The sequence below is a fragment of the Bradyrhizobium sp. genome (genome assembly GCF_019244115.1).
Classification (GTDB): Bacteria; Pseudomonadota; Alphaproteobacteria; order Rhizobiales; family Xanthobacteraceae; genus Bradyrhizobium.
Genome location: NZ_JAFATE010000345.1, coordinates 1 through 11,446, shown reverse-complemented (window position 1 = coordinate 11,446; position 11,446 = coordinate 1). Strand labels below are relative to the sequence as shown.

The window sequence follows — 11,446 nt, the reverse complement described above, 5'->3', positions numbered from 1 at the left end:
AAACTTGGTTGCGGGGGCCCGCAACAAACGCCCCCTTAGACTGCCCGCCCTGCGGTTTGTAGCCTGATCGCGCGTGCAAGCTTATGAAAATGAGGGGGATCTCTCTGGTCCGTCTAAGCAAAATCGGCAACGGTCCTGCTGCCCTCGCGTTTGAGGCGAAATTGTGTTCCGCACGTCACAGCTGACAACTGACCCGTGTGCCTTGTTAATAGTCTGCCGTCATCACGCAACCAATGCCCGGCTATTTTTCATCGCTGACCAAGCGAATCAACCTCAATGCTAGCGGAGCCGATTCGACGTTCGCTACCCGGCCTGCCGCAATGTTGTAATGCGACCGTCAAATCCAAACTCCCTAGCATCAACAAGCTGGCTGGTGGTCCTTTGACGTCAACATTCGCAAACGTGCGCCTCCCAGATGGGGAGCGAATGTTGGCGTCGTACCACAATAACCAAGCCGCCAGAGTGACTACGGATGCACCGTCTTTTCGAGCGCCGAGGCCTGTCCGCACCGGTCCTCGATCGAGGACCCGCCAACACCGTGCCTGCTTCGCGAAGCACCTGCCCATTTTGCCGAACATGCATAGCGCGGCACGAAACCGTTGCCCTAGTCTAGCTCGAAGGAAGCCCTGGACGGCGCCGCTCACCACAACGGGGAGGCAAGGCCGACGCCAGTTTGTTGGGCTGGAGGTCGCGCTCGCATGTTGGACCAGACCAGCCAGCGACAAGACAGCCAGTCAGCGCCGCAAGAACATGACGGCATGATCCGCATCCCTGGCGGGATCTTTCGTATGGGGTCGAACGACCACTATCCGGAAGAGGCGCCGGTCCATCGCGTGAGCGTCGACGGCTTCTGGATCGACCGCACGCCTGTGACCAACCGCGACTTCCGCAAGTTCGTCAACGCGACCGGCTATGTCACTTTTGCGGAAATCGCTCCCGAAGCGAAGGACTATCCCGGAGCACTACCTCACATGCTCAAGGCCGGTTCGCTCGTTTTCACTCCGCCCAAGCATGCCGTCGACCTGCGCGACTGGAGTCAATGGTGGCGATTCAAGTTCGGCACAAACTGGCGACGGCCCTACGGTCCGCGTTCGTCGATCAGCGGACTCGATGATCATCCGGTCGTGCACATCTCGTATCGTGACGCCGAGGCGTACGCCAAATGGGCCGGGAGAACCTTGCCAACGGAAGCGGAGTGGGAATTTGCGGCCCGTGGTGGACTCGACGGCGCCGAGTTTGCCTGGGGCGACGAGTTCACACCCGGCGGGCGGTTCATGGCGAACACTTGGCAGGGCAACTTCCCGCAGTGGAATCGAAACGAAGACGGTTTCGAACGCAGCTCCCCCGTGACCGCGTTCCCGGCCAACGGCTACGGCGTCCACGACATGATCGGCAACGTCTGGGAATGGACAACCGATTGGTATTCGCCAAGGCACGAAGCCGACGCGGAGAAAGCCTGCTGCATCCCCGAAAATCCGCGAAGCGGGCGTGAGGAGCAAAGTTACGACCCGTATCAGCCCAACATCAAAATTCCGCGCAAAGTGATCAAAGGCGGCTCGCATCTGTGCGCGCCGAACTATTGCCGCCGCTATCGGCCGGCCGCACGCCATGCGGAGGCGGTGGATACATCGACGAGCCATTTGGGTTTCCGCTGTGTCATTCGAGAAGGGAGAACGTCATGAGCGCGCACGATGGAAACGATCACCAAAATAATTTGAGCCGACGCAACGTACTGCTCGCCAGCACCACCCTCGCCGCGTTCTCGGCGTTGGAATCGGTCACAGCTATTCAAACCGCGCAGGCACAAGCTCAACCGGCGGCAGCTGGCCGCCAGCCAAATATCCTTGTGATCTGGGGGGATGATATCGGCATAACCGATATCAGCGCTTACTCGCTCGGCTTGCTAGGATTCCATACCCCAAATATCGATCGGATCGCACGCGAGGGAATGATTTTCACCGATTATTACGGCGAACAAAGCTGCACGGCTGGCCGTGCTGCATTTATAACCGGACAGAGTGTGTTCCGCACAGGCAATTCCAAGGTCGGTCTGCCCGGCGCCACCTTGGGTCTGCAGAAGGGAGACCCGACCACCGCCGAACTGCTCAAGCCGCTCGGCTATGCCACCGGCCAATTTGGCAAGAACCATTTGGGCGATCGGAACGAATTCTTGCCGACTGTTCATGGCTTTGACGAGTTCTACGGCAACCTGTACCACCTGAATGCCGAAGAAGAGCCGGAACTTCCAGACTACCCGGACCCAAAGGAATATCCGAATTTCCGCGGGCGCTTCGGGCCGCGTGGCGTCCTCCACAGCTTTGCGAGCGACGTGGACGATCCCACGGTTGATCCACGCTTCGGCCGGGTTGGAAAGCAGAAAATCGAGGACACGGGGCCGCTCACCAAAAAGCGGATGGAGACAATCGATGATGACATCGCAGCGCGCGCTGCCACCTTCATCGAAGCTCAGGCCAAGGCCAACAAACCCTTCTTCTGCTGGGTAAACTTCACCCATATGCATTTCCGCACCCACCCGAAGCCAGCCAGTGTTGGCCAGGCTGGTCGATGGCAGGATATCTATCACGACGTCATGATCGATCATGACAAGAACGTCGGGAGCCTGCTGGACAAAATTGACCAGCTCAGCTTGGCGAACGACACGATCGTGTTCTACAGCACCGACAACGGTCCGCATATGAACAGCTGGCCGGATTCAGCGATGACACCTTTCCGCAATGAGAAGAATTCGAATTGGGAAGGCGCCTTTCGCGTACCGGCGATGGTCCGCTGGTCCGGAAAGATCAAACCTGGCAGCGTATCCAACGACATCATGTCGCATCTGGACTGGATGCCGACCTTGCTCGCCGCCGCCGGCGTGCCGGACATCAAGGAGAAGCTGCTCGGCGGCTACAAGGCCGGCGACATGACCTACAAGGTACACCTCGACGGCTACAACTTCCTGCCCTACCTCACAGCAGCGGAGACGAAATCGCCCCGCGTCGAATACTTCTACTTCTCGGACGAAGGCGACCTGATGGGCTTGCGTTACGACAACTGGAAGCTGGCATTCGCAATCCAGCCGGCGCCCGGCACACTCGCGGTCTGGCAAAAAGAGTTCGAGCACCCGCGCATTCCGTACGTCTTCAACCTGCGCACCGATCCGTACGAGCGAGCGACGATCACCTCGAATACCTACTATGATTGGGAGCTCGATCACGCCTTCATGCTGGTGCCAGCGCAGACGATGGTCGGGGAATTCCTTGCCACATTCAAGGAGTACCCACCGCGCCAGAAGGCGGCGAGCTTTACCATCTCGCAGGTATTGGATCAGATTAGCCAATCCAGGCGCGACTAAGACCCGCGGGCGACTTTCGTGTCGGCGCGCTTGTTGTCCTACTGAAATGGATCGATCGCGTCGAATTTGTCGGACGCAGCGAATTGGAGGATGTCATGCCCAAGACCAAACCTCCAGCAGCGCTTCTCGTAGTTGGTGCGATGTCACTGTGTGCACCGGCAATCGCGGCCCCGCTCACTCCCTTACCCGCGGCTGCCAAGGGCCGATGGCACATGAGAGTGACGTAGTGTAGGTGCGTTTCGGCGGTTGGCACGGCAGCTATGTCGGCTGGCTGGTGGAGGCGGCTTCGCTGCGGGCGCATCGGCCGGCGCTCTGATCGGCGCCGGACCGTATGACGGCGGCGGTTCATTGCTCTGGTCCTGCTCCGCTAAGCTGCGTCAGCGCCGCGTCTGATGAAGATCATGACGACCTCAACTCCGGGAGGAGATCTGGGCGGTTCCGTCAACCCTTCCGATGTTGCGTACATGATCCACCCGTTCGGAGATGGACCGTTTCCGCTTCTCGTGATCAACCACGGTGTTTCGCTCGATCAGAAGGAGCCGAGCTTTTTCCCCGTGATCGAGCTTCGCGACGCTGCAGTTTGGTTTGCGAGGCAGGGTTGCGTGGTCGTCGGGCCTGTGCGACCAGGATATGCCGCGACGGCTATCGAAAAACCCGAGCGAGGTCTGTTCCGGCTCTTCTTTGAGGTTGGCGATTGTTCGGAAGCAAACTTCCGAGACGCAGGACTGGCGATTGCATCGATTGACTTGTCCGACATCGACCGCATGTCGGTCCAGCCATTTATCAAGCGCGATGACATCATCGTCTCGTTGCCACTGGACGCCGTTGCGAAAGCTCATCAAGGTGTGTCAGCGCAACTTTTCGAGCAGAAGCTGGAAGGAAAGTGGGAGCTACCCTCCGAGAGGGTGACCTAAAATAGCCTCGCGCATTCCAGTTCGCTCGGACGCGGCGCATGCGATAGCCCCGACGCATTGCCAAGCAGTGCACGCCTGCACGCCGGTGCACCCTTGCGCGCCGGTGTCATGGTAGTCTAGCCTTCAACTGTGGCATAAGGCCTTTTCATGAGCCGTATCATCAATATAGCAGACGCTACGAGTATGAAGGTTCGGCGTTGCCGGAGCGCAACAGTCGGCGGCACGTCACAATCCGAGTATTGACCTGCATCAATCAATCGTTGATTGAAACATGTTGGGGCTGAACTAGAATAAAGTTTAGATTTCCGGTCACCTTGACCACGCGTCACGGCCACGTTGCCATTTTGCTTTTGCGACCGCCGTCCACCTTCCTTCTAAAAGCAGCTGCCCGATCGAATGGTACGTTCTGTTTTCCGGGGAGAACAGAAATGGCGTTGAGTAGAGTTTTCAGTTTCGATGATCCGTCGGCGTGTCAGACGGTTTTTCCTTCCGCTGATGTCGAGTTGTTTCCCACGGCGAAGGGAGACTTCCATGCCGATGTCACGCAAGTCGCCATGAGCGGGATTTGGGTGCACCAAATCCACATATCACTACCGGAGATCAATACTGTCGCGGTGAGGCCCGGCCGCAGATCGATCGGGTTTCTGACCGAAGGGAATTCATCATCGTTGCTTGACTGCGGCCTGGATGTTCGCCCGGGCGACATCGTCATGAACAGGTCCGACGTCGTCCATCAACGATCCGAGGCGGACTTTCATTATGGTACGGTGTCCCTTCCATCGGAATATCTAGCTGCTGCTGCCGAAGCCTTATTAGGTCATGAGTTACCCGAACCCCCGCGCAGGTCTACCCTTCGTCCGCCGTCTGCACTGATGCTTCGACTGCTAAGCATACACAAGAGCATCGGGCAACTCGCGCATGACGCTCCGGACATTCTGGAAATCCCCCAAGTGAGTCGGGCGCTGGAGAATGCGCTCAGTGACATCCTGGTCAGATGCCTCGCCGCAGGGCACGCAGTAGAGCTGACCGCAGCCCGCCGTAGCCACGACACTATCCTCTTGCGGTTCGTGGAATTCCTGGAGGCAAATCCCGACCGGCCGCTCTACCTGACGGAAATCTGCGCGGCGATCGGCGCGGCAGAGCGAACGCTTCGCGCTTCCTGCGAAGAGCATCTCGCCATGGGCCCAATCCGCTATCTGACCCTGCGCCGAATGCATCTTGTTCGACGGGCGCTGCTGGCTGCCGATCCGTCCGTCGCAACGGTCACCCGCATTGTTACGGCTCACGGTTTTTGGGAGCTAGGACGTTTTTCGGTCGCATATCGCGCGCTGTTTGGAGAATCACCTTCGGAGACTTTGCGACAGCCCGCGGAGCAGTTTCCGACCATTTCAATGGTCTGTCCTCCCCCGCACCCGCAGAACTTTCCGATCCGCCGACTAGCCTGTTGAAGAGAGCTTGGATTCAATCGAGTTCAGGTCGTAGCCTCCCGCCGCTTACGTATGCCGGTGAGCTTGTGATCTTAGGAGCCGCCCAAGCCAAGCGGCGGCATCCACCGACTGGCCGATCGCCATTCGAGTCGGCCGCCTTCTGTCTTCGTCATCGTCTTGGCCTGCCGCACGTTAGCCGATATCGCATAGAGGCTCTGAATCGAGCTGAGTATCATCGTTTCACCTCGCGCTTACAATTATCCGGACGCTCGGCCCGAACGAGATGTGCCGATTGCCCTGCGCTGCCCTTACTGAGCGCAGAAGCTTGACATATCGCAAGAGCTGTCCGCCGGTCCGAGGACGTGGCATATGCCAGAACACGGCATACTTACGTTTGACGATCCCGATGGGTACGCGGCTGCATTCGGCGATACACGCATCAACCTCACGATAGCGGGCGCCGGAGATTTCAAGGCAAGACTGATACGCCTGAGATTGAAACAGCTGGAAATCTGTTGCTGCTCAGAAACCCTTCCGCGTATTGCTTATATCTCTCTGCCGCCCGAGCGGATGTTTCTGTCGTTTCCTGTAGGTACAGTATCCCTGACCTCTGATGGAGTTGGTTTGGGACACGGGGACTGCGTCTTGCACGGCCTTGGCCAGGCCGTGCATCAACGAACCAGCAGCGCCTGCCAATGGGGCTTGGTAGCATTATCGGCAGCGGAACTATCGAACTGCGCCGGGGCAGTGGCCGGACGTGACATGCCGTTGCCACGCGCGAGCAGAGTTCTGTGCCTCGCACGGCCGGATGCGCTGAGACTCCAGTGTCTCTTTGGGCATGCCTGTCATCTTGCGGAAAGCGGAGAGAAATTGACCGAGCAGCCTGAGCTCGCAAGGGTGCTAGAGCAGGAAATGCTCCATGCGGTCATCCACTGCCTCGAAGCTGATGAGCAGGACGATAATCAAAAAGTGCGACATCATCACGCAGCCATAATGATTCGTTTCGAGGACGCGCTCAGCGAGCGTCTTGATGATAGACTAAAACTGCCCGCACTTTGCGCAGAGATTGGCGTGCCGGAGCGCACATTGCGGTTGTGTTGCGCCGAATTCCTCGGTGTCAGTCCTACTAGATACCTCTTGCTGCGACGGTTGAACAAGGCACGCTCGGCGCTGCGGCTCGCCGACCCTTCGACAGTCACCGTCGCGGAGATCGCGCGAAATCATCAATTCCTCGAGCTTGGGCGCTTTGCGGTGACGTACCGCACGACCTTTGGTGAGTCGCCCTCAGCAACCCTGCATCGCGATCCTCAACCATGACTTGCCGAAACTGCATAGCGCTTTCAAATCCCTCAGGCGAACCTAGTGTCCGATGACATCCGACCGGCCGCTTGGTTGCGGATGGGCAATGGCACAGCGAAGCGGGCGGACCTCGAAAATTTCCAATTCTGCGTAGTCTCTCCCGCGAACCGGCAAACAGCCGTGCACACCAGCGAGCAGGATCGTCCCCACGTCGCTGAACGACGAGAAGCGTGGCGGCAGATGCAGAAAAGCTTCGGCGGCAGACTGATTTTCCTGGACGAGACTTTCACAACAACCGCGATGACCCGCCGTCACGCCTGGACTGACGTTGGTGCGCGCGCCATCGGCCATGCGCCGAACGGTCATTGGAAAACGACGACGTTTCTGGCCGGTCTTACCTGAGAAGGTCTGATTGCGCCCTTTGTGCTCGATGGGCCGATCAAATCGGAATGTTTCCTCGCCTATGTCGAGCAAATTCTCGCCCCTGTTCTGCGCCAGGGCGACACGGTGATCCTCGATAATTTGCCGAGCCACAAGAACGAACAGGCGATGCACCTCATCGCAAGCGCCGGCGCGCGCCTTCTGTTCCTGCCGCCCTACAGCCCCGATCTCAATCCGAACGAAATGGCCTTCGCGAAATTCAAAGAACTGTTGCGGCAAGCCGAAGCCAGAACCGTCGACGTCCTCTGGGACCTCATCGGCCGCACCCTGAACCTTTTCACCCTGAAAAGTGCGTCAACTACATCCGCCATTGCGGGAACAATCCGCTTTGATCGCAACGGGCTCCAACTCGATTGCGATAGTTTTGCTATGCAGCCCGCGCCTGCACGCGATCCGATAAATCGCCTGGCTGGTCGTCAATCACGGCCAACGGCCAATAGGTGCTCATTTCGAAAGAGTGATGGATCTGCATCGGTGCTTCTAATTCGTGAACCGCGGCCTGGTGGGTGTCGGCGGCGTTGCGGCCGCGGGCGAAACATTGAACGTCAGCCAGAGGTTCCAACCCGCTGGCCGATTTTCATTTGCGAATTCGCCGTAGGCCTTCAGGTTGAGATACCCCTGCAGGTTGTCTCCGAGCGGGAAAATGTAGCCGGCCTGCGGGCCGATGCCGGCCACCCGCGACTGGAAGCAGCCGACGCGATCGCCCGAGCCACTGTCGCAGCCGATCTGCTGATAGAGGTAGCCCACGAGGCCGACCTGCCACTGCTTGGTCAGGAATTGCGACACGCCCCAGTCGAGGTGCATGTCGACGCCACTCTGATATTGGGTAGAGGGGTTGACAAAGTTGTATGTAAATCCAAGCACCGCCGAAGCTTCATGCCCAGTCTTTGGATCGAAGTAGGTGTAGCCGCCGCCCGCGTCGATTGCCCAGTGCCCGAGCCCTAAATTCGCAAGACGGGTCGACTGGTAGGCGCCGACCGGAAGGTCGGCGGTGACGTAGGTCATGTAATAGTTGACACCGGCATTCCAGCGCAGCGCGAACTGCGGGACCAGATCGGCAAATGCAATGATCGAGCTGTTGATGCTATCGAAGCGCGAGAAGGGGATCGCGCCGCCGCCCGGCGGCGTCAATGCTCCTGTGATCGTTCCCGCCAGCGAAGTCGAGTTGGACCCATAGGTTGCCAACAAGGTGGCAGAGGCCTGACCACCGAGGATCGGTGTCGCAAACGCGTAAGTCCCGGCCACCATGCCAAGATCCACATTCGCATTGATGTTCGCGTTCAAGGTGGCCGTCAGATTCGCAGGGATACGACCGATCTCGATCTCGCGTGCCCCGCGGCGGAAACCGAAGTATGATAGTAAACTGAGGTCACCGACCACCCCGGGGCCTGCTGCGGAACGGCCGCGAGGCTACCAAAGAATCCAGGTATCCAAAAACCGACGCCGCCTTTCATCGGCATGCGCGATTTGAGCGGGAAGCGCGAGTAGCGTGATCAACGCTCCAACACATAAATTCCGCCGATAAGAACTGGGCTCCCCCTCCCACCGAAGGCATCGCATTCTGCTGCCCCCCTTTTCCTGGCGACGTGATTTGCCAAATAGCCCCGCATCCGGTGGCTCAACTGAGAATAAGCATAACTCGGCGCTACCACCGCTCGTCTATGCAAAATCGGCAAGCACTCTGGTCGCCCCATGTTTGTTGGAAAACTGTGCCTTAGACGCCGCAGCTGCCAGTTGCATTCGCCTGCCGTTTCCGCACAGCCGCGCCAGATCAATTGTTCGGAACGCAAAGCGATCGGAGCGGGACGACGGTGTCTTGGTTCTGACATACGAGAACGCGACCCTGGAGCGAAGTCTCCAGGCCAGCAAGGAAAGCAGCGCGTTCTCGCTACATCTCCGCGCATACTGCGGACCAGAGGCGACTTATGGGGTTCGTCCCATTGTGCGCTGCGGCGACCACTTTCGCCGAATTTGCATAGCGCGGATAGGGACCTGTCGTCCAAGCTCCGACAAGACGTAAGCCGTCGTGCGGGAGGTCGGCCATAGGGCCGTGTCGGACGCCACCCACTCGTCGGGCGGAAGGCGCACCGAGCGTCCAGGGTGCTGCCATGCAGATTCCCGACTGGCTTGAGAAGCTTGGCCTTGGGCAATATGCCCGGCACTTTGCCGAAAACGACGTCGACTTGGAGATCCTCCGCGATCTGACCGATCAGGATCTCGAAAAGATCGGCGTCACCTCGCTCGGACATCGCCGCAAACTGTTGCGCGCGATTGCTGAATTAAGAGAAGAAGTCGAGAGAAGCGTACCTCCGGCCGCCGCAGCAGCTGCAGCACCTATCTGGCCAGACCAGGTCGACTCCGCTGAGCGTCGTCATGTCACGGTGATGTTTGCCGACCTGGTCGGATCGACGGCGCTCTCTGCCCGGATGGACCCGGAGGACCTGCGAGAGGTGATTTCGGCCTATCAAAAATGCGTCGCCGCGACCGTGAATCCGTTCGACGGATTTGTCGCTAAATATATGGGCGATGGCGTGCTTTGCTACTTTGGATGGCCCAGGGCGCACGAGGACGACGCAGAGCGTGCGGTGCGCACAGCCCTTGCGGTCGCAAAGGCGGTTGCCGCTTTGAAAACCCCGGGTGGCGAGCCCTTGGCGGCTCGTGTTGGCATCGCGACGGGGCTCGTCGTGGTTGGCGATCTGGTCGGTGAGGGCGCCGCGCAAGAAGAGGCGGTGGTCGGTGAGACACCCAATATTGCTGCGCGGCTGCAGGGGCTGGCGTCGCCGGGCCAAGTCGTCGTGGCCGAGACCACACGGCAGCTGCTCGGCGACAATTTCGAGCTTGCTGATCTGGGCCGGCAGCACTTGAAAGGAATTCCCGACCCAACCTCCGCTTTTGCCGTGCTGGGCGAGCGAGCGGTGGAAAGCCGATTTGAGGCGCGCGCGTCCGATGCCGTTTCGGGAATGGTCGGACGCGACCATGAATTGGCGCTTATTCTCGAGCGCTGGAGTCAAGCGAAGGCAGGAGAAGGTCAACTCATGCTCGTGTCGGGCGAAGCCGGCATAGGCAAATCGCGGCTCTCTCGATCCGTAGTTGATTCCATCGCCAGGGAGTCCCATCTCCGCATCAAGTATCAGTGTTCGCCCTATTATACCGACACGCCGCTTTTTCCAGTCATACGACACCTGATCTTGTCTGCGGGCATCACCCCTGAAGACAGCAACGATGACAAGCTCGATAAACTCGAGGCAACGCTCGTTAATGGAAAGAGCGACGTCGCTTTGATCGCGACTATGATCGGACTTCAGTGTGAAACGCGTTACGGCCAACTGAACCTGACGCCTCAGCAACAGCGTGCCCGCACGCTCCAGGCACTTGTGGCGGAGCTGATCGCGCAATCGAGAGAGAAATCAGTCCTCTTTGTGCTGGAGGACGCCCATTGGATCGATCCAACGACACTGGAGTTCATCGATCTGTCCCTAGATCAAGTGGTTGGCAGCCGTGTTCTGATCCTGGTCACCGCGCGGCCAACGTTCCAGCATGGCTTTGGCGGGCACCCAATCGTGACAAGATTGACGCTCAATCGGTTGGGACGCGAACCAATCACGGCACTTGTGGGTGATCTCACCGGCGGCAAGCCATTGCCCGCTGCTTTGCTCGACGAAATTGTCGCCAAGACCGACGGTATGCCGCTGTTCGTCGAGGAACTCACAAAGATGCTGCTAGAGTCCGGCGAGTTGAAAGAGACCGCCGTCGCGTATGAACTCACCGGCGAGCTAAGCCATCTCGACATCCCTGCTTCGCTCAACGCCTCACTTATGGCGCGGCTTGACCGGCTGCAGCCGGTCAAGGAGGTGGCGCAAACGGCTGCCTGCATCGGCCGGGAGTTTCACTACTCGCTGCTTAAAGCCGTCTCGCCCCTTGATGATGCTGGGCTGCAGAGCGCACTGGAACGGCTGATCTCGGCGGAACTGATCTTCGCGCGCGGCCGCCCACCCGAGGCTAGATATGTA

The 11,446-nt window shown here is 58.9% G+C and carries 7 protein-coding genes and 1 pseudogene; 7 read left to right on the top strand and 1 reads right to left on the bottom strand.

Annotation, left to right across the window (positions count from 1 at the left end; genetic code table 11):
* Window positions 1–698: 698 nt before the first annotated feature.
* The 6 genes and pseudogenes from JOZ76_RS15340 to JOZ76_RS38240 form a co-directional block, all read left to right on the top strand.
* Complete coding sequence (locus JOZ76_RS15340) at window positions 699–1,682, top strand: formylglycine-generating enzyme family protein (RefSeq protein WP_291699464.1); 984 nt, start codon at window positions 699–701, stop codon at window positions 1,680–1,682.
* Window positions 1,679–3,355, top strand: a complete 1,677-nt coding sequence (locus tag JOZ76_RS15335) for an arylsulfatase (RefSeq protein ID WP_291699463.1) — start codon at window positions 1,679–1,681, stop codon at window positions 3,353–3,355. Before JOZ76_RS15340 ends, JOZ76_RS15335 begins: the two co-directional genes overlap by 4 nt.
* Window positions 3,356–3,747: 392 nt before the next feature.
* Window positions 3,748–4,269: a hypothetical protein gene (locus tag JOZ76_RS15330; protein WP_291699462.1), complete on the top strand. Its 522-nt coding sequence runs from the start codon at window positions 3,748–3,750 to the stop codon at window positions 4,267–4,269.
* 428 nt (window positions 4,270–4,697) lie between these two features.
* A complete protein-coding gene (locus tag JOZ76_RS15325; protein WP_291699461.1) occupies window positions 4,698–5,717 on the top strand; it encodes an AraC family transcriptional regulator in 1,020 nt (339 codons plus the stop codon).
* Between the two features lie 348 nt (window positions 5,718–6,065).
* Window positions 6,066–7,013 (top strand): helix-turn-helix transcriptional regulator, encoded by a 948-nt coding sequence (locus JOZ76_RS15320; RefSeq protein WP_291699460.1) that lies wholly within the window; start codon window positions 6,066–6,068, stop codon window positions 7,011–7,013.
* Window positions 7,014–7,418: 405 nt separating this feature from the next.
* Window positions 7,419–7,616 (top strand): annotated as a pseudogene (locus tag JOZ76_RS38240) (transposase); the annotation flags it as partial.
* 300 nt (window positions 7,617–7,916) lie between these two features.
* Here JOZ76_RS38240 and JOZ76_RS15310 read toward each other — a convergent pair.
* Window positions 7,917–8,816 carry a SphA family protein gene (locus JOZ76_RS15310; RefSeq protein ID WP_291699458.1) on the bottom strand — a complete coding sequence of 300 codons (900 nt, stop codon included), beginning with the start codon at window positions 8,814–8,816 and terminating at the stop codon, window positions 7,917–7,919.
* Window positions 8,817–9,544: 728 nt separating this feature from the next.
* On the opposite strand from JOZ76_RS15310, the gene JOZ76_RS15305 reads away from it, so the two are divergent.
* Window positions 9,545–11,446: ATP-binding protein (locus JOZ76_RS15305; RefSeq protein WP_291699457.1), on the top strand; the 1,902-nt coding region annotated here is incomplete at its 3' end.

Excerpts from the sequence above, each read along its gene's own strand:
- JOZ76_RS15335 (WP_291699463.1), top strand. The coding sequence starts at position 1,679 with ATGAGCGCGCACGATGGAAACGATCACCAAAATAATTTGAGCCGACGC.
- JOZ76_RS15330 (WP_291699462.1), top strand. The coding sequence starts at position 3,748 with ATGAAGATCATGACGACCTCAACTCCGGGAGGAGATCTGGGCGGTTCC.
- JOZ76_RS15325 (WP_291699461.1), top strand. The coding sequence starts at position 4,698 with ATGGCGTTGAGTAGAGTTTTCAGTTTCGATGATCCGTCGGCGTGTCAG.
- JOZ76_RS15320 (WP_291699460.1), top strand. The coding sequence starts at position 6,066 with ATGCCAGAACACGGCATACTTACGTTTGACGATCCCGATGGGTACGCG.
- JOZ76_RS15340 (WP_291699464.1), top strand. The coding sequence starts at position 699 with ATGTTGGACCAGACCAGCCAGCGACAAGACAGCCAGTCAGCGCCGCAA.